14 protein-coding genes are annotated in these 20,645 nt (G+C 68.9%); 2 read left to right on the plus strand and 12 right to left on the minus strand.

The features are described from left to right. Nucleotides 1-209: 209 nt before the first annotated feature. Complete coding sequence (locus tag Cs7R123_RS05170; protein ID WP_212823805.1) at nt 210-2,948, plus strand: beta-L-arabinofuranosidase domain-containing protein; 2,739 nt, start codon at nt 210-212, stop codon at nt 2,946-2,948. A gap of 198 nt (nt 2,949-3,146) precedes the next feature. Then, complete coding sequence (locus tag Cs7R123_RS05175) at nt 3,147-5,267, plus strand: family 43 glycosylhydrolase (protein ID WP_212828866.1); 2,121 nt, start codon at nt 3,147-3,149, stop codon at nt 5,265-5,267. 3 nt (nt 5,268-5,270) lie between these two features. Here Cs7R123_RS05175 and Cs7R123_RS05180 read toward each other — a convergent pair whose 3' ends face one another. The 12 genes from Cs7R123_RS05180 to Cs7R123_RS05235 form a co-directional block, all read right to left on the minus strand. Further along, nucleotides 5,271-6,308: a LacI family DNA-binding transcriptional regulator gene (locus Cs7R123_RS05180; RefSeq protein WP_212823807.1), complete on the minus strand. Its 1,038-nt coding sequence runs from the start codon at nt 6,306-6,308 to the stop codon at nt 5,271-5,273. Between the two features lie 126 nt (nt 6,309-6,434). Further along, a complete protein-coding gene (gene araA, locus Cs7R123_RS05185; protein WP_212823809.1) occupies nt 6,435-7,937 on the minus strand; it encodes an L-arabinose isomerase in 1,503 nt (500 codons plus the stop codon). Between the two features lie 31 nt (nt 7,938-7,968). After that, nucleotides 7,969-8,964 (minus strand): galactofuranose ABC transporter, permease protein YjfF, encoded by a 996-nt coding sequence (gene yjfF / locus Cs7R123_RS05190; RefSeq protein WP_212823811.1) that lies wholly within the window; start codon nt 8,962-8,964, stop codon nt 7,969-7,971. Continuing rightward, nucleotides 8,961-10,031 carry an ABC transporter permease gene (locus tag Cs7R123_RS05195; RefSeq protein WP_212823813.1) on the minus strand — a complete coding sequence of 357 codons (1,071 nt, stop codon included), beginning with the start codon at nt 10,029-10,031 and terminating at the stop codon, nt 8,961-8,963. Before Cs7R123_RS05195 ends, yjfF begins: the two co-directional genes overlap by 4 nt. Then, the gene (locus tag Cs7R123_RS05200) at nt 10,028-11,569 is read right to left on the minus strand and encodes a sugar ABC transporter ATP-binding protein (protein WP_212823815.1); all 1,542 of its coding nucleotides are present in this window, start codon (nt 11,567-11,569) and stop codon (nt 10,028-10,030) included. The genes Cs7R123_RS05195 and Cs7R123_RS05200 overlap by 4 nt, the downstream gene beginning before the upstream one ends. 114 nt (nt 11,570-11,683) lie before the next feature. Next, the gene (locus Cs7R123_RS05205; RefSeq protein WP_212823817.1) at nt 11,684-12,676 is read right to left on the minus strand and encodes an ABC transporter substrate-binding protein; all 993 of its coding nucleotides are present in this window, start codon (nt 12,674-12,676) and stop codon (nt 11,684-11,686) included. A 136-nt stretch (nt 12,677-12,812) separates the two neighbouring features. Continuing rightward, entirely contained in the window at nt 12,813-13,490 is a 678-nt protein-coding gene (locus Cs7R123_RS05210; RefSeq protein ID WP_212823820.1) for an L-ribulose-5-phosphate 4-epimerase, read from the minus strand. Further along, complete coding sequence (araB, locus tag Cs7R123_RS05215; protein WP_212823822.1) at nt 13,487-15,139, minus strand: ribulokinase; 1,653 nt, start codon at nt 15,137-15,139, stop codon at nt 13,487-13,489. Before araB ends, Cs7R123_RS05210 begins: the two co-directional genes overlap by 4 nt. A 521-nt stretch (nt 15,140-15,660) precedes the next feature. Further along, nucleotides 15,661-16,923, minus strand: a complete 1,263-nt coding sequence (gene mmsB / locus Cs7R123_RS05220) for a multiple monosaccharide ABC transporter permease (protein WP_212823825.1) — start codon at nt 16,921-16,923, stop codon at nt 15,661-15,663. A 5-nt stretch (nt 16,924-16,928) separates the two neighbouring features. Next, the gene (gene mmsA / locus Cs7R123_RS05225; RefSeq protein WP_374706978.1) at nt 16,929-18,440 is read right to left on the minus strand and encodes a multiple monosaccharide ABC transporter ATP-binding protein; all 1,512 of its coding nucleotides are present in this window, start codon (nt 18,438-18,440) and stop codon (nt 16,929-16,931) included. A 78-nt stretch (nt 18,441-18,518) separates the two neighbouring features. Then, complete coding sequence (gene chvE, locus Cs7R123_RS05230; protein WP_212823830.1) at nt 18,519-19,640, minus strand: multiple monosaccharide ABC transporter substrate-binding protein; 1,122 nt, start codon at nt 19,638-19,640, stop codon at nt 18,519-18,521. Nucleotides 19,641-20,166: 526 nt separating this feature from the next. Next, entirely contained in the window at nt 20,167-20,595 is a 429-nt protein-coding gene (locus tag Cs7R123_RS05235; RefSeq protein WP_212823831.1) for an RbsD/FucU family protein, read from the minus strand. Nucleotides 20,596-20,645: the final 50 nt, after the last annotated feature.

The raw sequence follows: 20,645 nt of genomic DNA on the forward strand, positions 1-20,645 counted from the left end.
AGATGATCAGATAACACTTCTCTGATCGAATTTTGGAAATCGACCGATCATTGCGAGCGCTTTTCAGGTCGGTTATGTTAACGGTCTCATCGCCGGGCGCCTGCCCGCGTTCGGCGGTGTGGCGCCGGCGGTTCGAGACAGGAGGCGCGGCCTCCCGGCTCGGCGTCGCACCCCTCCCTGTCCCGCCTTCCCCATCTTGTGGAGAGCCCATGTCATCGTCCATCAACAGGCGCCGGGTACTACAGGCTGCTGGGGTGGCGGCAGCAGCCACCACCCTGCCCGCCCTCACCGCCACCGAGGCGGCGGCGGCGCTTCCGCCCGCGCGCGCCGACCTCGGCGTCTCGGCGTACCCGTTCGACCTCGGCCAGGTCCGGCTCACCAGTAGCCGGTGGCTGGACAACCAGAACCGGACCCTGGCATACCTGCGGTTCGTCGACGTCGACCGGCTGCTGTACGTGCTGCGGGCCAACCACCGCCTGTCGACCAACGGCGCCGCCGCCACCGGCGGCTGGGAGGCGCCGACGTTCCCGTTCCGCAGCCACAGCCAGGGGCACTTCCTCACCGCCTGGGCGCAGGCCTGGGCCGTGCTCGGCGACACCACCTGCCGGGACAAGGCCACCCAGATGGTCGCCGCCATGGCCGCCTGCCAGGCCAACAACAGCGCGGCCGGGTTCAGCGCCGGCTACCTGGCCGGCTTCCCCGAGTCCGACTTCACCGCCCTGGAGAACCGGACCCTCAGTAACGGCAACGTGCCGTATTACGCCGTACACAAGACCCTCGCAGGCCTCCTGGACGTGTGGCGGCTGATCGGCAGCACGCAGGCCCGCGACGTGCTGCTCGCGCTGGCCGGCTGGGTCGACACCAGAACCGCGCGGCTGACCTCCACCCAGATGCAGGCGCAGCTCGGCACCGAGTTCGGCGGCATGAACGCGGTGCTGACCGACCTCTACCAGCAGACCGGCGACAGCCGCTGGCTGACCGCCGCGCAGCGTTTCGACCACGCCGCCGTGTTCAACCCGCTGGCCGCCAACTCCGACCAGCTCAACGGACTGCACGCCAACACGCAGGTGCCCAAGTGGATCGGCGCCGCCCGCGAGTACAAGGCGACCGGCACCACCCGCTACCGCGACATCGCCGTCAACGCCTGGAACATCACCGTCAACGCGCACACCTATGTGATCGGCGGCAACAGCCAGGCCGAGCACTTCCGGGCCCCGAACGCCATCGCCGGATACCTCAACAGCGACGCGTGCGAGGCCTGCAACTCGTACAACATGCTGAAACTGACCCGGGAGCTGTGGCTGCTCAACCCCGACCAGGCCGCCTACTTCGACTTCTACGAACGTGCCCTGCTCAACCACCTGCTCGGCCAGCAGAACCCGGCCGACAGCCACGGCCACGTCACCTACTTCACCCCGCTCAACCCCGGCGGTCGCCGAGGCGTCGGTCCGGCCTGGGGCGGCGGCACCTGGAGCACCGACTACGGCACCTTCTGGTGCTGCCAGGGCACCGGCATCGAGACCAACACCAAGCTCATGGACTCGATCTACTTCTACAACGGCACCACGCTCACGGTGAACCTGTTCACCCCGTCGGTGCTGGACTGGTCGCAGCGGGGCATCACGGTCACCCAGAACACGGCCTTCCCGGTCAGCGACACCACCACCCTGACGGTCACCGGAAGCGTCAGCGGCAGCTGGTCGATGCGCATCAGGATCCCCGGCTGGACCACCGGCGCCACGATCAGCGTCAACGGCACGGCGCAGAGCATCACCACCACCCCTGGCACGTATGCCACCCTCACCCGCTCCTGGACCTCCGGTGACACGGTGACGGTGACCCTGCCGATGCGAGTGGTCATGCGGGCCGCCAACGACGACGCCAACGTCGCCGCGGTCACCTACGGTCCGGTCGTGCTCGCCGGCAACTACGGCAACACCTCCCTGTCGTCGCTGCCGGTGCTGACGACCAGCTCGGTGACCCGTACGAGCACCACCGCCCTGGCTTTCACGGCCACCGCCAACGGTGCCAGCGTCAACCTCGGCCCGTTCCACGACGCTCAGGGCTACAACTACACCGTCTACTGGAACGCCACCGGCCAGGGCTCGACCGGCGGAAACGCCGCCTTCCGGCTCCTGAACGCCGCCAGCGGACTGGTGCTCGGCGTGCAGAACATGTCGACCGCCGACGGCGGCCTGGCCATTCAGTGGGCCGACAGCGGCACCGCGGACCACGACTGGGAGCTGCTGGTCAGCGGCTCGGCGCTGCGGCTGCGCAACGCCAACAGCGGCAAGGTCCTCGGCGTGGAGAACATGTCCACCGCCGACAACGCCCGCGTGCTGCAGTGGACCGACAACGGCACGGCCGACCACAACTGGACCCTGGTCGACGTCGGCGACGGTACCCACAAGATCCGCAACGCCAACAGCGGCAAGCTGCTGGCGATCCTCAGCGGCTCGACCACACAGGGCGCCCAGGCCGTCCAGGACCCGGACAACGGCGGCGCCGACAACCTGTGGCGGCTCATCCCCGACGGTGCGCGGCGCATCCAGAACGTCGCCAGCGGCCTGGTGCTGGGGGTCCAGAACATGTCCACCGCCGACGGCGGCCTGGTCATCCAGTGGGGTGACAGCGGCACCGCCGACCACCTGTGGTCCGCGGTCGTGGACACCGGCGGTTACCTGCGGCTGCGCAACGCCAACAGCGGCAAGGTCCTCGCCGTGGAGAACGCCTCGACCGCCGCCGGCGCCCGGGTCCTGCAGTGGTCCGACAACGGCACCGCCGACCACCGCTGGCGGCTGCGCCACGGCGGCAACGGCTGCTTCCGTATCCAGTGCGCCAACGGCGGCAGGCTCCTGGCCGTCAGCGGCGGATCGACCGGTCAGGGTGCTCAGATCGTGACCGCCGACGACGCCGGCTCCGACGACCGGCTCTGGCGCTTCCTGTAAGCCTGCCGACCTGCCTGCCGTCCGTGCCGCCGCCGCGGTGGCGGTGGCGGCACGGCCACGCCTGAGACAGCCCGCGGCCAGGCCCGGCCTGGCCTTCCAGCGAAGGAGGATGCCTTGACCGGCATCAGCACCGTTCCCCGATCCGCCCCACACCGACGAGCCTGGCGCACCGCGATCGCCGCCCTCGTCGTCACCGCGATGGCCACCGCGGGCCTGGTCGCCGTCACCACCAGCGGCGCCCAGGCCGCCACCGTCGACACCACCGCCTGGTACGTCCTGGTCAACCGCACCAGCGGCAAGGCCCTCGACCTCTACAACTCCGCCACCGCCGACGGGGCCCGCATCACCCAGTGGACCCGCAACGACGGCAACAACCAGCAGTGGCAGTTCGTCGACTCCGGCAGCGGCTACTACCGCCTCAAGTCACGCCACTCGGGCAAGGTCCTCGACGACTACAACTTCTCCACCACCAACGGCACCGCCGTCGTCCAGTGGACCGACCTCAACGGCGACAACCAGCAATGGCGCCTGGCCGACTCCACCGGCGGCTACGTCCGCCTCATCAACCGCCACAGCAGCAAGGCCCTCGAGGTCCAGAACGCCTCCACCGCCGACAACGCCAACGTCGTCCAGTACGACGACTGGGGCGGCAACAACCAGCAGTGGCAACTCGTCAAAGTCGGCGGCGCCAGCCCCACCCCGTCGACCTCGCCGTCGAACAACTCGCCGTACGGCAACCCCGTCGTCTGGCAGGACTTCGCCGACCTCGACATCATCCGGGTCGGCGACACCTACTACTACTCCGCGTCGACGATGCACTACTCCCCCGGTGCCCCGATCCTGCGCTCGTACGACCTGGTGAACTGGGAGTACGCCGGGCACTCCGTACCGTCGCTCGACTTCGGCGCGAAGTACAACCTCAACGGCAGCGGCCAAGGCTACGTCGACGGGATCTGGGCCTCGGCGTTCAACTACCGGCCGAGCAACAACACGTTCTACTGGCTGGGCTGCATCGACTTCAACCAGACGTACGTGTACACGTCGACCACCGTGGACGGCACCTGGTCGAAGCGGTCGACGATCAACAACTGCTACTACGACGCCGGCCTGCTCGTCGACGACAACGACACGATGTACGTCGCCTACGGCAACACCACCATCAGCGTCGCGCAGCTGTCGGCCGACGGGCTCAGCCAGGTCCGGACCCAGCAGGTCTTCACCACGCCGTCCAGCGTCGGCACGCTTGAGGGTTCCCGGTTCTACAAGCGCAACGGCTACTACTACATCTTCGTCACCAAGCCGGCGAACGGCCAGTACATCCTCAGGGCGACCAGCCCGTTCGGTCCGTACACGATGCAGCAGGTCCTGCTGAACCTGTCCGGACCGGTCTCCGGCGGCGGGGTGCCGCATCAGGGCGGGCTCGTGCAGACGCAGAACGGCGACTGGTACTACATGGCCTTCGTCGACTCCTACCCCGGCGGCCGGATCCCGGTGCTGGCGCCGGTCACGTGGACCGCCGACGGCTGGCCGCAGATCCAGCTGGTCAACAACGCCTGGGGTGCCTCGTACCCGCGCCCGAATCTGCCGGCACCTCCCCGCGCGGTCAAGCCGATGACCGGCACCGACACGTTCACCGGCACCACGCTCGGCCCGCAGTGGGAGTGGAACCACAACCCGGACAACACCAAGTGGTCGGTCAACAACGGCCTGCGCCTGCAGACCGCGACCGTCACCGGTGACCTCTACGCGGCCCGCAACACGCTGACCCACCGCATCCAGGGGCCGACGTCGACCGCCACGATCGAACTCGACTATTCCACGATGAAGGACGGTGACCGCGCCGGGCTGGCGGTGCTGCGCAACTCGTCGGCGTGGATCGGCGTCAAACGCGACAACGGCACCACCAGAGTCGTGATGACCAACGGGCTCTCCATGGACCGCAACAACAACTGGGCCACGTCCGGTACCGGATCCGAGCAGGCCGGGGCCGCGGTGTCCGGCGGCCGCATCTGGTTGCGGGCCACCGCCGACATCCGGCCGGGTTCGGCGAGCCGTCAGGCGACGTTCTCCTACAGTACGAACGGCACCACGTTCACGCCGCTCGGCAATGCCCTCACGCTGAACAACGAGTGGTATTTCTTCATGGGCTACCGGTTCGCCATCTTCAACTACGCGAGCCAGTCGCTTGGCGGAACCGTGGGAGTCAGCCAGTTCAGCCTGACGACGCCGTATCGGCGCAGGGCGGCAGCGAACAGAGTCCGATGCCGACGTCGGCGGGCCGGGTCACCCCGGCCCGCCGACGTCGTTTGCGCCTCGTGACCCCTACCGGCCTCGCCGGGACGGCGGTGGGCCGCTGCTGGCTCGCGCGACCAGGGTCGGCGGCACGCGCGGATGACGCAGCGGCGAGTCCGGCCCCTGGGCGTCGAGCATGTCCAGCAGCGCGGCCAGGCATCGCCGTCCGACCTCATCGAAGTCCTGGCGGATGGTGGTCAGGGGGGGCGACAGGTAGGCGGCTTCCGGGATGTCGTCGAAGCCGACGACGCTGACGTCCTCGGGGACGCGGATGCCGCGCTCGTGCAGGGCGCGCAGCATTCCCAGGGCCTGCTGGTCGTTGGCGCAGAAGACGGCGGTCACATCCGGGCGCTCGGCGATGTGGTGGCCCGCCTCGTAGCCCGAGTTCGGGCTCCAGTCACCGGGGATCGCGACGGGCACACGGCGCCCGGCTCCTTCGAGTGCCTGGCGCCAGCCGTCGACCCGGTCGCGGGCCTCCAGCCAGTCCCGGGGGCCGGTCAGGTGCCACACGGTCTCGTGTCCCAGGTCGAGCAGGTGCTGGACGGCCAGGCGGGCGCCCGCGACCTGGTCGACGGAGATGGTCGGCAGGTCACCTGCCATATCGGACTCCACGACCACCGCCGGCACACCGGTCGGGAGACTGTGTGCGGCGGCGGCCGCGGTCATCAGCGGCGCGATGATCACGACTCCGGCGACGGACTGCTCGGTGAGCCGGTTCACCGCCGCGGCGACCCCGGCGCGGTCGAGCTGCTCCAGGGCCACGATGCTGATGCCGTATCCGGCCCGCCGCGCCGCCCGCTCGACGCCGAGCAGGGTCGCGGCGGGACCGTACAGGATGGTGTCGAAGCTGACCACGCCGATGACGCGCGAGCGCCGCCCGGCCAGCCCCCGGGCCAGCGCGTTGGGCCGGTAGTTGAGCTGGGCCACCGCGCGCAGGACCCGCTCACGGGTCTCCTCGCGCACACTCGGGTGGTTGTTGAGGACCCGGGACACCGTCTGGTGCGACACGCCCGCGAGCCGGGCCACGTCGTTCATGACCGCGGCGCGCGCGGCCGGCTGCTGGCTCATTGCGTCTCCCCTGACGGCACATCATAGCGCAATATGATCATCTGGCTTGGTGCGGTGACTGAAAGCGCGACGGATGCGTGGCCCACGCTTGGCGTGGCACGCATCCGTCGCGTTGTCAGACCGGCGTCAGAATCCGCGGGCCAGGCGGTAGTACGCCTGGTTCCATCGCAGCTCGTCGGCGAACCGGCGCGGGGTGGTGTCGGCGTCGATGACGACCAGCTCGGTCCGGCTCATCTCCGCCAGGTCGTGCAGCTCCTCGACCCCCACCGCCTGCGACAGCACCGTGTGGTGCGGGGCGCCCGCGGTGATCCAGGCCTCGGCCGAGCCGGGCAGGTCGGGGCGGGGCCGCCACACGGCGCGGGCCACCGGCAGCTTCGGCAGCGGCTGCGGCGGGGCGATCACGTCGACCTCGTTGGCGACCAGCCGGAACCGCTCCCCCATGTCGGCCAGGCCCATCACCACGGCCGGACCGGCCGCGGCGTCGAAGACCAGGCGGACCGGGTCCTCCCGCCCGCCGATGCCCAGCGGGTGGATCTCCACCTTCGGGGTGTCGGCCGCGATGGACGGGCAGACCTCCAGCATGTGCGCGCCGAGCACCAGCTCGTTGCCGGGGGTGAGGTCGTAGGTGTAGTCCTCCATGAACGAGGTGCCGCCGGTCGTGCCGACCGCCATCGCCTTGAGCGTGCGGACCAGCACCGACGTCTTCCAGTCACCCTCGCCGCCGAAGCCGTAGCCGTCGGCCATCAGCCGCTGCACCGCGATGCCGGGCAGCTGGCGCAGCCCGCCGAGGTCCTCGAAGTTGGTGGTGAAGGCCCGGAAGCCGCCTGCCTCCAGGAAGCCGCGCAGGCCGGCCTCGATGCGGGCGGCGTAGCGCAGCGAGTCGTGCCGGTCGCCGCCGGGCCGCAGCTCGGGGGCGAGGCGGTAGCTGTCGTCGTACTCCTTGACCAGGGCGTCGATCTGGGCGTCGGCGACGGCGTCGACTGCGGCGACCAGGTCGTTGACACCGTACGTGTTGACCGAGACGCCGAAGCGCAGCTCCGCCTCGACCTTGTCGCCCTCGGTCACCGCCACGTCGCGCATGTTGTCGCCGAAGCGGGCCAGCCGCAGCGAGCGCATCGCCGACCAGCCCAGCGCCGCCCGGGTCCACGCGCCGATGCGGGCGGTGACCCGGGGGTCGCTGACGTGCCCGGCGACGGTCTTGCGGGCGACCCCGAGCCGGGTCTGCACGAACCCGAACTCGCGGTCGCCGTGCGCGGCCTGGTTGAGGTTCATGAAGTCCATGTCGATCTCGTCCCAGGGCAGCACCACGTTGGCCTGGGTGTGCAGGTGCAGCAGCGGGGTGCGCAGCGCATCCAATCCCGAGATCCACATCTTGGCCGGGGAGAACGTGTGCATCCACGCGATCACCCCGACGGCGCCCTGCACCGCGGCGTCCCGGCACACGGCCAGGATGTCCGCGCTGGAGGTGAGGACCGGCTTCCACACCACACGGGCGGGGATGTCCGGCGACTCGTCGAGCCGGCGCGCGATCTCGCGCGACTGGTCGGCCACCTGGCGCAGGGTCTCGGGACCGTACAGGCCCTGGCTGCCGGTGAGGAACCAGACCTCGGGGTGAGCGTGCGTTGTCATGGGGGCTGCCTTCCGCGTTACGGGTCGAGGGTTACTTCTTGCGGATGCCGATGAGGCGTTGGAGCAGGATGAACGCGAACAGCAGGCCACCGATCACGATCTTGGTCCACCAGGAGCTGAGCGTGCCGTCGAAGGTGATCAGCGTCTGGATGACGCCGAGCACCAGCACTCCGAGCACGGTGCCGAAGACATAGCCGGAGCCGCCGGTGAGCACGGTGCCGCCGATGACGACCGCGGCGATGACGTCGAGTTCCATCCCGACGGCGATCAGCGGGGCACCGGACAGGGTGTAGAAGGACAGCAGGATGCCGCCGATCGCCGCGCACAGGCCGCTGATGGTGTAGACCGCGATCCGGGTCCGCGCCACCGGCAGGCCCATCAGCAGCGCCGACTGCGGGTTGCCGCCGATGGCGTACACGTTGCGCCCCAGGCGGGTGTACGCGAGGACGTACGCCGCGACCAGGACCACCACGAACGCGATCAGCACGCTGATCGACACGAAGTTGCCGTGCGGATCGCCGATGCGCTGCTGGGCCGCGACGGTCCAGAACTCGTCGGTGATCGGGATGGACGACTTGCTGATCAGGGTGCACATGCCGCGGGCGAAGAACATGCCGGCGAGGGTGACGATGAACGGCTGGATCTCGAAGAAGTGGATCACCAGGCCCATCAGGAACCCGAGCGTCGGGCCGATGAGCAGCGCGATCACCAGCACCAGCGGTGCGGGCGTTCCGGCCTGCAGCAGTGAGGCGCACACCATGGCGGTCATCGCCACCACCGACCCGACCGACAGGTCGATGCCGCCGGTGAGGATCACGAACGTCATGCCGACCGCGACGACCAGCAGGAAGCCGTTGTCGATGAAGACGTTGAAGACGACCTGGACGTTGGAGAAGGCGCGGTACTGCGAGACGCCCACGGCGTACATGACCAGCAGCAGGGCGAGGGTGGCCAGCACCGGCACGTGCCGCTGCGGGATCCGCCACCGCTGGCGGCCGGAGATCTGCGACGGGGTGGTGGTCGTCATGCCGGCACCTGCTCCTTCGGCTGGTCGGTGACGGCCGGCGCGGCGGGACCGGCTGCTCGGCGGGGGACGATCCGGGCCCGGAACGCGGGGGCCTGGACCAGGCATACGATGATCACGACGACCGCCTTGAACAGCAGCGACGTCTGCGGCGAGATGTTCATGGCGTACACGGTCGTGGTCAGGGTCTGGATGATCAGCGCGCCGAGGATCGTGCCGCCGAGGGAGAACCGGCCACCGGCCAGTGACGTGCCGCCGATGACGACCGCGAGAATGGCGTCCAGTTCGATCCACTGACCGGCGGCGTTGCCGTCGGCGCTGGAGACGTTCGCGGTGATCATGAATCCGGCGATGGCGGCGCAGACCGCGCTGATGACGTAGACCAGGAACATGATCCGGCCCGACCGGATACCGGCCAGCCGGCTGGCCTGGGCGTTGCCACCGACCGACTCGATGATCAGCCCCAGGGCCGTACGCCTGGTCACCAGCATGATCAGCACCGTCACGGCCGCCGCGATGAAGATCGATAGCGGCAGCGTGAGCAGGTGCCCCACGCCGATCGCCTTGTACGGGTCGGAGTTGATCGTGATGATCTGACCCTCGGTGATCAGCTGCGCCAGCCCGCGCCCCGCCACCATCAGGATCAGCGTGGCGATGATCGGCTGGATGCCGATCACCGCGACCAGCGCCCCGTTCCAGGCACCGAGGACGAGTGCGAGACCGACCCCCAGCACCAGGGAGATCAGCACGCCGCCGACGGCGTTCTGATCCGGCTGCTTGCTGATGTAGAGGCAGGCCACGGCGCCGCTGATCGCGCACATCGAGCCGACCGACAGGTCGATCCCACCGGTGGCGATCACCAGGGTCATGCCCAGCGCCACCAGGATCAGCGGCGCCGACAGCCGAAGGATGTCGACCAGGCTGCCGTACAGGTGGCCGTCCTTCATCTCGACGGCCAGGAACCCGGGCCGGTAGACCGTGTTGGCGACGACCAACGCGATGAGCGCGAGGGCGGGCCAGAACAGCGAATGGCCGGCGATCGCATCGCGGCGTGCGGTCCAGGTGCTCATGCGTTCGGCCCTTCGTGGTGGGCGCCGCTGGCGATGGTCTGCATGACTCGTGCGGCGTCGACGGTGTGGTCGTTGGCCAGTTCGGTGACCAGCTGCCGGTCGCGCATGACGGCGATCTTGTGGCTGAGCCGCAGCACCTCCTCCAGCTCGGCGGAGATGAACAGCACCGCCATGCCGCCGTCGGACAGCTGCACGACGAGCTTCTGGATCTCGGCCTTGGCGCCGATGTCGATGCCGCGGGTGGGCTCGTCGAGGATGAGCAGCCGGGGTTCGGTGATCAGCCAGCGGGCCAGCAGCACCTTCTGCTGGTTGCCGCCGGACAGGTTGCGCACCGGCATCTCCGGGTTGGCGGGCCGGATGCTCAGCGCGCTGATGTACTTCTCGACCAGCTCGTCCTGGCGCCGCCGCGGAATGGGCCGCAGCCAGCCACGGGCCGCCTGCATCGCGAGGATGATGTTCTCGCGCACGGTCAGGTCGCCGACCAGACCTTCGGTGCGCCGGTTCTCCGAGCAGAAGGCGATGTCGTGGCCGATGGCCGCGACGGGGTTGCGCAGCGCGGACGGCTTGCCGTTGATGACGACACCGCCGTGATCGGCGCGGTCGGCGCCGAACAGCAGTCGCGCGACCTCCGTACGCCCGGAGCCGAGCAGGCCGGCCAGGCCGACCACCTCCCCGGCATGGATCGTCATGCTGAACGGGGCGACCGAACCCTTGCGGCCCAACTGCTCGGCGCGCAGGAACGGCGTGCTGGCCTCGATCGCGGCCAGCTCTCGTTTGGGCTGCTCGTCGAGGCCTTCCAGGACGTCGAGGTCCTTGCCGATCATCTTCTCGACCAGGGCCAGCTGCGGCAGCTCGGCGGTCGGGTACTCGCCGACCAGGCGGCCGTTGCGCAGCACGGTGATGCGGTCGGCAACGCCGTAGACCTGGTCGAGGAAGTGGGTGACGAACAGGATCGCGATACCCTCGTCGCGCAGCTGGCGCATGATGCGGAACAGCTGCTCGACCTCGCCCGCGTCGAGGCTCGACGTGGGCTCGTCGAGGATGAGGGCCCGCGCCCGGATGTCGATGGCACGGGCGATGGCGACCATCTGCTGGACCGCGAGGGAGTACGTTCCCAGCAGTTGTGTCACGTCGATGTGGATGTCGAGACGGGCCAGGAGGTCACGGGCACGACGCCGCATCTCGCCCCAGCGGATGGCGCCGAAGGTGCGCGGCTCGCGGCCGATGAAGATGTTCTCGGCCACCGACAGGTTGGCGCAGAGGTTGACCTCTTGGTACACGGTGCTGACACCGTGGGAGGCGGCCTGCATCGGGCCGCTGAAGGAGACGTCGGTTCCGGCCAGGTTGATCGTGCCGGAGTCATTGCTGTACACGCCGGTCAGGACCTTGATCAGGGTGGACTTGCCGGCGCCGTTCTCGCCCATGAGGGCGTGCACCTCGCCGGGGAACAGCCGGAAGTCGACGTCGTCCAGAGCCCGGACGCCGGGGAACGATTTGCTTATCGCGGTCATCGTCAGGACCGGTTGCCTACCCGACATCCCATCAGACCTTTCACTGGGTTCATGAGGAAGGGGCCGCCGCGACCGTCCGCGGCGGCCCCGGTCATTGGGGGTGGGTCGCCGCACAGTGCCGTGCGGCGACCCGGAGGTGGATCAGTACTTGCGGTTGGGCAGAGCGGCCTTGGCCTGCTCGGAGGTGAAGGTGCCTTCCTGGGTCTCGATGCGGGTCGGGATGGTCTCGCCCGCCTTGACCTTCTTCACCAGGTCCATCAGCTGGGGCCCGAGCAGCGGGCTGCACTCCGCGATGAAGTTGAACTTCCCGTCGGCGAGGGCCTGCATGCCGTCGTGGACCGCGTCGATGGTGATGATGGTGATGTCCTTGCCGGGCACCTTGCCCGCCGCGGTGATCGCCTCAAGCGCGCCCAGGCCCATGTCGTCGTTGTGCGCGAACAGCACGTCGATCTTCGGGTTGGCCTTGAGGAACTGCTCCATGACGGCCTTGCCGCCGGCCCGGGTGAAGTCACCGGTCTGCGACGCGATGACCTTCAGGTTCGGGTTGGCCGCGATGGCGTCGCCGAAGCCCTTCTTCCGGTCGTTGGCCGGGGCCGACCCGGTGGTGCCCTGCAGCTCGACGATGTTCACGGGGGCGGTCGCGCTCTTGGTCTGCTCCACCAGCCACTCGCCGGCGAGCTTGCCTTCCTTGATGAAGTCCGACCCGATGAACGTCTTGTACAGCGACTTGTCGGCCGAGTCGACCGAGCGGTCGGTCAGGATCACCGGGATGCCGGCGTCCTTGGCCTCCTTGAGCACGGTGTCCCAGCCCGACGACACCACCGGCGAGAAGGCGATGACGTCGACCTTCTGCTGGATGAAGTTGCGGATGGCCTTGATCTGGTTCTCCTGCTTGCCCTGCGCGTCGTCGAACTTCAGCTCGATCCCGGCCGCCGTGGCGGACTCCTTGATCGAGTTCGTGTTCGCGGTGCGCCAGCCGCTCTCGGCGCCGACCTGCGAGAAGCCGAGGGTGAGCTTGCCGTCGTCGGCCGGCTTGTCGCCGGTGTCGCTGTTGCCGCACGCGGCCATACCGGCCACGAGCAGCCCCGCGGTGACCACGGCCAGGCCGCGGCGGGTAAAGCTCTTGGTGAGCATGCAATCTCCTTGGATGATGTGGGCCTACCCCCGCGCGCCGAAGGGACGACGGTGCGCGGCCTTTCCTGTGGAGCGGTGTTGCTGCGGTGAGAGGTGCAGGGGACGGTCCGCCTCGGGGCGGCCTGTCGTCGGAGGATCAGCTACCGGCAGGCTCGGCCGACTGGCCGTAGACGTTCTGGTAGCGGTGGTAGAGGGCGTCGACGTCGGCGCCGGCGATCGGCAGCGGCTGGCCGAGCGAGCGGGCCAGGTGCGCGGTACGGGCCACGTCCTCGCACATCACCGCCGCCTTGACCGCTGCCTTCGCGTCCTTGCCGATGGTGAACACGCCGTGGTTGCGCATCAGCACGGCCGGCGACCGGTGCCCCGACAGGGTCGCCACGATCCCCTTGCCGATGTCGTCCCCGCCGATCAGCGCGAACGGCCCGATCGGGATCTCCCCGCCGAACTCGTCGGCCTGCGCCGTCAGGTGGCACGGGATCGCCTCCCCGCGCGCCGCCCACGCCGTGGCGTACGTGCTGTGCGTGTGCACCACCCCGCCGACCTCGGGCATCGCCCGGTACACGTAGGCGTGCGCGGCGGTGTCGCTCGACGGGGACAGCTCGCCCTCGACGACGGTGCCGTTCAGGTCGCAGACGATCATGTTGGCCGGGCTGAGGTCGTCGTAGGACACCCCGCTGGGCTTGATCACCATCAGGTCCGCGCCGGGCACGCGGGCCGACACGTTGCCCGCCGTCCACGCGACCAGGCCGTAGCGCGTCAGCTCGGCGTGCAGTGCCGCGACCTGTTCCCGCAGCTTGAGGACCGGCTCGCTCATGCCTTCTCCCCCCGGGCCGCGTTGCGGACCGCGCGCAGGCGCAGCATCATGTCGTCGCCGCCGCGCCCGAAGTGGTCGTGCAGCGCGCGGTACTCGGCGTAGAGGGCGTCGTAGGCGCGGGCGCGCTCCGGGTCGGGGCGGAAGACCGCGCGCTCGACCCTGCCCATCGCCGCCGAGGCCGCGGCCACGTCCGGGTAGGCGCCCGCCGCGACCGCGGCGTGGATCGCCGAGCCCAGCGCCGGGCCCTGCGCCGAGCCGATCAGGCTCAGCGGCCGGTCGGTCACGTCGGCGTAGATCTGCATCAGCAGGCTGTTGGCGGCCAGGCCGCCCGCGATGACCAGCTCGGTCACGGGCACGCCCGCCCCGGCGAACGCCTCCATGATCATGCGGGTGCCGTACGCGGTGGACTCCAGCAGCGCGCGGTAGATCTCGTGCGGGCGGGTGGCCAGGGTCAGGCCGACGATCAGGCCGGACAGCTCGTGGTTGACCAGCAGCGAGCGGTTGCCGTTCCACCAGTCCAGGGCCACCAGGCCGTGCGCGCCGACGGGCTGCGCGGCGGCCAGCTCGGACAGCGTCTCGTGCGAGTCGTGTCCGGCCGGCGCGGCGTGCTCGACGAACCAGCCGAAGATGTCGCCGACCCCGGACTGGCCCGCCTCGTAGCCCCAGGCACCCGCGCTGATGCCGCCCTCGACGACGCCGCACATGCCCGGCACCTCGGCCAGCTTCTCGCCGTTGACGACGTGGCAGGTGGAGGTGCCCATGATGGCGACCAGGCGGCCGGGCTCGATGGCCTGCGCGGCGGCCGCGGTGACGTGCGCGTCGACGTTGCCGGCCGCGACCGCGATGCCCTCGGGCAGCCCGGTCCAGGCGGCGGCCTGCGCGGTCAGCGATCCGGCCCGCTCCCCCAGCTCCAGCAGCGGACCGTCGAGCTTGGCGGTGAAACCGGTGAAGCCGGGGTTGAGCGCGGCCAGGTAGTCGGCCGACGGGTACTGCCCGTCCTGGCGGATGCCCTTGTAGCCGGCGGTGCAGACGTTGCGCGTCTCGGCGCCGCACAGCTGCCACACGATCCAGTCCGCCGCCTCGATCCAGCGGTCGGCCCGGTGGTAGACCTCCGGGTCCTCCTCCAGCAGCTGCAGGCCCTTGGCGAACTGCCACTCCGAGGAGATCTTCCCGCCGTAGCGGGCCAGCCACGGCTCGCCGCGCTCGGCGGCGACCGCGTTGATCCGGTCGGCGTGCGACTGGGCGGCGTGGTGCTTCCACAGCTTGACGTACGCGTGCGGCCGGGTGCGCAGCCCGTCGAGCTCGCACAGCGGCGTGCCGTCGGCCAGCACGGGCAGCACCGTGCACGCGGTGAAGTCGGTGGCGATGCCCACGACCCGCGCCGGGTCGATCCCGGCGGCGGCGACCGCGGCGGGCACCGCGTGGCGCAGCACGTCGCGGTAGTCGTCGGGGTCCTGCAGCGCCCAGTCGGGCGGCAGCGCCTTCCCGTCGGCGGCCAGCACCGTGTCCATCACCGCGTGGCGGTACGGGTGCACCGCCGTGCCGACCTCGGCGCCGTCGGACACGCGCACCACCAGCGCCCGGCCCGACAGGGTGCCGTAGTCGACGCCGACGACGTACCGGTCGCGCGGGTCTGCGGCAATGCTCATCTCATCCTCCAGCTCTTGTGCCGCCAACAGTGTTAGCGCTAACACAAGTACTCGTCAAGATATGAGTCGGCAACGTCTAGGTAACGGTCAGCAGCCAAATTCAGTCCGAAAACGTGCGAAAGCTTTCGTGCGTGCGTCCAATGTGCAATGCCTGTAACGCAACGTCTTGACGCCGCCCCATGTGTGCGTTAACACTGAGTCGCCCGACGCGAGCCGGCTCCCAGCGGATGGCGGCAGACCGTCGCCGCAAGCCCGTTCGGCGATGGCACTCGACTGCGGGCGGGGGTGCACCTTCATGCGGTGAGAGCGGCATCCCCGCCCGCTCCAACCATCGTCGCGGGCGCACGGACGCCGATGCCGTCGCCTCTCGCCGGCCAAGGGGGCAAGACTCCCGGACACCGGAGAACCTCATCGGTGAACGCGCCTCGGCTGCCGCCTCCGTCGATGAGGTGTCCAGGCAGGACGCCGAAACGCGCGGCAGCGGGCGGCGCTGTCCGGCGCCGCCCGCTGGTCCGCCGGGGTCATCCCGCGACGGCTCCGGCCCGGCGCTTGGTGTAGACGTCGAATGCGACGGCAGCCAGCAGTACCAGCCCTTTGAACAACATGACCTGCTCGGTCGGCGCGCCGATGAGGGACATGCCGTTGTTGATGACGCCCATGATGAGCCCGCCGGTGATCGCGCCGGTCACCCGGCCGACGCCGCCCTGCACCGCCGCCCCGCCGATGAACGCCGCGGCGATGGCGTCGAGTTCGAACCCGTTTCCGGCGGTCGGCCCGGCCTGGTTGAGCCGCCCGGCGAACACCATGCCGGCTATCGCGGCGAGCACTCCCATGTTGACGAACAGCCAGAACGTGACGGATTTGACCTTGATGCCGGACAGACTCGCGGCATTGAGGTTGCCGCCGATGGCGTAGATGTGGCGGCCGAACACGATACGGTCGGTGAGCAGTGAGTACGCGAGCACGAGCACGGCCAGCAGCACCAGCACCCATGGCAGGTTCTTGAACCGGGCCAACTGCACGATGACGGTCATGACGACGACGGCGGCGACGGCGAGCTTGGCGACGAACAGGGCGATCGGATCGACGCCCTGGCCGTAGCGGGCCCGTCCGGCCCGGGTGCGCCACTGCGCGACCCCGATTCCCGCGACGAACATCAGCCCGATCAGCAGGGTGAACAGGTCGGCGCCGTCAAGCGGCCCGAGGCCGATGTTGCCCAGGTAGGTGGGCATGAAGCCGTTGGCGATCGTGCTCACCTCGGTCGGGAACGGCCCGATGCCCTGGTTGCCCAGCACGGCCAGGGTCAGCGCCCGGAACACCAGCATGCCCGCCAGGGTGACGATGAAGGCGGGGATGCCGAAGTAGGCGACCCAGTAGCCCTGCCAGGCGCCGATCAGCCCGCCGCAGACCAGCGTGACGAGGATCGCCAGCGGCCAGGGCACATCGTTGTCGACCATGAGCACGGCCGAGATCGCGCCGGTGACGGCGACGACCGAACCGGCGGACAGGTCGATGTGCCCGGCGATGATGATCAGAATCATGCCGATGGCGAGGATCAGGATGTAGGAGTTCTGCACCACCAGGTTGGAGATGTTCTGTGGTGCCAGCAGGTCTCCGCCGGTGAGGATCGAGAACAGCACGATGATCAGCGCGAACGCGATGTAGATGCCGTTCTGGCGCAGGTTGGCCGAGAACAGCCGGCCGCCGAGACGGCCGGGCGCCGCGGGCTCGGCCGGCTGGTCGGCGGACGCGGTCGTCACGGCATAGGGTCCGACACCGGTCATCGCTTCTACTGCTCCTTCACCTTGGTCATGTATTGCATGAGGCGCTCGGGGGTCGCCTCCGCACGCGTGAGCTGGCCGGTGATGCGACCGGCGGACATCGCGTACACGCGGTCGCAGATCCCCAGCAGTTCTGGTAGTTCGGACGAGATGACCAGCACGGCTTTGCCCTGGTCGGCCATCTGGTTGACGATCGAATAGATCTCGTACTTGGCGCCCACGTCGATGCCGCGGGTGGGTTCGTCGAGGATGAGCACGTCAGCGTCGGTGAACAGCCACTTCGACAGCACGACCTTCTGCTGGTTGCCGCCGCTAAGCTTGCCCGTGACCGCCGAGACGCTGGGAGCCTTGATGTTCATGCTGGCCCGGAATCCGTCGGCGACCCGGTACTCCTCGTTGTCGTGAACCCACCCGCCGGTCGCGAGCTTGTCGAGCGCCGCCGCTGACACGTTGCGCTTGATGTCCTCGATCAGGTTCAGGCCGTAGCGCTTGCGGTCCTCGGTGGCGTACGCGATGCCGTGACGGATCGCGTCGCGCACCGTCCGGAGGTGTATCTCGCGGCCGTCTTTGAAGACCCGGCCGGAGATGCCGATGCCGTAGCTGCGGCCGAACACGCTCATCGCGAGTTCGGTGCGCCCGGCGCCCATCAGGCCGGCCAACCCGACGATCTCGCCCCGGCGCAGGCTGAGGTTCGCACCGCTGACCACGACCCGGCCGTGCTGCGTCGGGCTGTGTACGGTCCAGTCCTCGATCCGCAGCACCTCGTCGCCGATGTTCGGCTCGTGTTCGGGGAACCGGTGCTCCAGGTCCCGGCCGACCATGCCGGAGATGATGCGGTCCTCGGTGACCTGGTCCCGTTTCATGTCGAGGGTCTCGATGGTGCGCCCGTCGCGCAGGATCGTCGTGGAGTCGGCGATCGCTTCGATCTCGTTGAGCTTGTGCGAGATGATGACGCAGGTGATGCCCTGCTCGCGCAGCCCGCGCAGCAGGTCGAGCAGGTGCGCGGAGTCCTCGTCGTTGAGCGCCGCGGTCGGCTCGTCGAGGATGAGCAGCCGCACCCGCTTGGACAGCGCCTTGGCGATCTCGACCAGCTGCTGCTTGCCCACGCCGAGGTCCATCGCGAGGGCGGCCGGGTTCTCGCGCAGCCCCACCCGCTCCAGCAGCTGCGCCGCCTGGGCGTGGGTGCGGTTCCAGTCCACGACACCACGCGCGGCGCGTTCGTTGCCCAGGAAGATGTTCTCCGCGATGGACAGATTCGGGCAGAGCGCCAGTTCCTGGTGGATGATGACGATGCCGAGGTGCTCGCTGTCACGGATGCCGGAGAAGCGGCACGGCTGCCCGTCGAAGCTGATCTCACCGCTGTAGGAGCCGTGCGGGTAGACGCCGGACAGCACCTTCATCAGGGTCGACTTGCCGGCGCCGTTCTCTCCGCAGATCGCGTGGATCTCGCCGCGGCGTACCGTGAGATTGACGTCTTTGAGGGCGGTGACGCCCGGGAACGTCTTGGTGATCTCGCGCATCTGCAGGACCACGTCGGTCAAGGTCGTCCTCCTCCGGAACGGGCGCCCGGCCGGTCGTGACCGGCCGGGCGCGGGCGCCTACTTCAGCTTGTCCTCGGTGTAGTAACCGGTGTCGATCAGGGCCGCCTTGTAGTTGTCCTTGTAGACGATCACCGGCTCCAGCAGGTAGGACGGCACGACCTTGACGCCGTTGTCGTAGTCCTTGGTGTTGTTGACCTCGGGCTTGCCGCCCTTCAGCACCGCGTCGGCCATCTTCACGGTGACCTTCGCCAGCTCGCGCGTGTCCTTGTAGATCGTGGCGTACTGCTCACCGGCGATGATCGACTTGACCGACGCGACCTCGGCGTCCTGTCCGGTGACGATCGGGTACGGCTGGCCGGCGGTGCCGTAGCCGCTGCTCTTCAGCGCGGAGAGGATGCCGATGGACAGACCGTCGTAGGGCGACAGCACCCCCTGGACCTTGGCGCCCTTGGCGTAGGTCTTGGTGAGCAGGTCCTCCATCCGCTTCTGCGCGGTCTCCGGGTTCCAGCGCAGGATCGCGACGGTCTTGAAGTCCGTCTCACCGCTCTTGACCACCAGCGTGCCCTTGTCGAGGTAGGGCTTGAGCGTGTCCATGGCGCCGTTGAAGAAGAACGTCGCGTTGTTGTCGTCGGGCGAGCCGGCGAACAGCTCGACGTTGAACGGGCCCTTCGCGGTGCCGTCCGAGCCGTCCTGCTTCTTCAGGCCCAGGCCGACCAGCAGCGAGGTCGCCTGCTGCACGCCGACCTTGTAGTTGTCGAACGTCGCGTAGTAGTCGACGTTCGCCGACTTGCGGATCAGGCGGTCGTAGGCGATGACCGGGATGTGCTTGTCGGCCGCCTCCTGTAGCTGCGTGGTGATGGCCGTGCCGTCGATCGACGCGATGATCAGCAGCTTGGCGCCCTTGGTGATCTGGTTCTCGATCTGGTTGACCTGGGTCGGGATGTCGTTCTCCGCGTACTGCAGGTCGACCTTGTAACCGAGCGCCTCCAGCTGGCTCTTGAGGTTGTCCCCGTCGTGGATCCACCGCTCGGACGACCTCGTCGGCATCGTCACGCCCACCAGCGCGGCACCACCGCCGGTCTGCTCCTGGTCCCCGGTCTTGGTGCTCGAACCACAGGCGGCCAGGCCCATGACGACGATCAGGCCCACCGTGGCGGCAGCCAGCTTCACGATCTTCATCTCACTCCCTACGACATGAACGGCCCGCGGGCCGGAAGATCCCTTGTCGCCGGCTGGACGACCGCGAGCGACCGACATCTCGTGGCAATCCGGCGACTGTTAACGCTCACACACTTTCGATCGACCGCCTGGCACGGTCAATGGCACGGCTGTAACGGTTGGGTTACAACACTCAGCCCAGTCTGCCCAGACCGGAAACTCCGAGCCGGCCCCTCGCGCACGACGGCACGGGCGCGACCGGGACGCACACCGTATTACCTGGCCACATCCATGAACGAACAGAGCCGCCCGCCTCCGCGAGGCGAGCGGCCCGTCCCCACCGCAGCGGGAAGCCATCTTCGGCAATCGATATTTTAAATACGAACCGGTCTATGCGATGATATACGTCCGCACCGGATCAGCCGCAAAACGATGCCGGACAGCGGCGCTCAGATGTTATCGATAACAGATACCAGATGTCCCAGGTGACCCCGGAAAGCGCTGAGCCGTCGCATTCGATGCCCTTCACGCCTCAGCAGCCGGTCGGCTAGTGCGCAGGTGGCGCGATGTAGCCCACGGTCAGCAGCAGGTTGGCGTAAAGGCGCTCGTCGCCGGTGGCGACGGCCACGGCCAGTTCGGGCGCGCGCGCCGCCGCGTAGAAGTCCTGGCGGCCGATGGGATTCAGCGCGAGATCCGGCCCGAGCAGATCCGCATAGCGGCTCCACACGTCGGGGGTCGAGCCGTCGTCAGGCCGCATTGTGGACACCGATTCGAGCGGCACGAATTCGACGATGAGCCCCAGTATCTCGTCGACGGTGACCATGCCCGGCCGGAGGTTGAGATGGATGACCGTCGCTCCGGTCCTGACGTTGACGTCGTGGGCGTAGTTGGCGTCGGCGAGAAGGATCCGCGATCCGTGCCCCGTCCCGGCGAGTGCGGCAAGCAGCGGCGGATGGATGAGGCGTGTGCGCAGCATTTACGGCATCCCTCTCATGGGCGGCTCGAAGTGACATCTCCGGCGCGGCG

The organism is Catellatospora sp. TT07R-123, from assembly GCF_018327705.1.
In the GTDB taxonomy this organism is placed as follows: domain Bacteria; phylum Actinomycetota; class Actinomycetes; order Mycobacteriales; family Micromonosporaceae; genus Catellatospora.

Excerpts from the sequence above, each read along its gene's own strand:
- Cs7R123_RS05210 (WP_212823820.1), bottom strand. The coding sequence starts at position 13,490 with ATGAGCGAGCCGGTCCTCAAGCTGCGGGAACAGGTCGCGGCACTGCAC.
- chvE (WP_212823830.1), bottom strand. The coding sequence starts at position 19,640 with ATGAAGATCGTGAAGCTGGCTGCCGCCACGGTGGGCCTGATCGTCGTC.
- araA (WP_212823809.1), bottom strand. The coding sequence starts at position 7,937 with ATGACAACGCACGCTCACCCCGAGGTCTGGTTCCTCACCGGCAGCCAG.
- Cs7R123_RS05200 (WP_212823815.1), bottom strand. The coding sequence starts at position 11,569 with ATGTCGGGTAGGCAACCGGTCCTGACGATGACCGCGATAAGCAAATCG.
- Cs7R123_RS05170 (WP_212823805.1), top strand. The coding sequence starts at position 210 with ATGTCATCGTCCATCAACAGGCGCCGGGTACTACAGGCTGCTGGGGTG.
- Cs7R123_RS05235 (WP_212823831.1), bottom strand. The coding sequence starts at position 20,595 with ATGCTGCGCACACGCCTCATCCATCCGCCGCTGCTTGCCGCACTCGCC.
- yjfF (WP_212823811.1), bottom strand. The coding sequence starts at position 8,964 with ATGACGACCACCACCCCGTCGCAGATCTCCGGCCGCCAGCGGTGGCGG.
- mmsB (WP_212823825.1), bottom strand. The coding sequence starts at position 16,923 with ATGACCGGTGTCGGACCCTATGCCGTGACGACCGCGTCCGCCGACCAG.
- araB (WP_212823822.1), bottom strand. The coding sequence starts at position 15,139 with ATGAGCATTGCCGCAGACCCGCGCGACCGGTACGTCGTCGGCGTCGAC.
- Cs7R123_RS05175 (WP_212828866.1), top strand. The coding sequence starts at position 3,147 with ATGGCCACCGCGGGCCTGGTCGCCGTCACCACCAGCGGCGCCCAGGCC.
- Cs7R123_RS05180 (WP_212823807.1), bottom strand. The coding sequence starts at position 6,308 with ATGAGCCAGCAGCCGGCCGCGCGCGCCGCGGTCATGAACGACGTGGCC.
- mmsA (WP_374706978.1), bottom strand. The coding sequence starts at position 18,440 with ATGCGCGAGATCACCAAGACGTTCCCGGGCGTCACCGCCCTCAAAGAC.
- Cs7R123_RS05195 (WP_212823813.1), bottom strand. The coding sequence starts at position 10,031 with ATGAGCACCTGGACCGCACGCCGCGATGCGATCGCCGGCCATTCGCTG.
- Cs7R123_RS05205 (WP_212823817.1), bottom strand. The coding sequence starts at position 12,676 with ATGCTCACCAAGAGCTTTACCCGCCGCGGCCTGGCCGTGGTCACCGCG.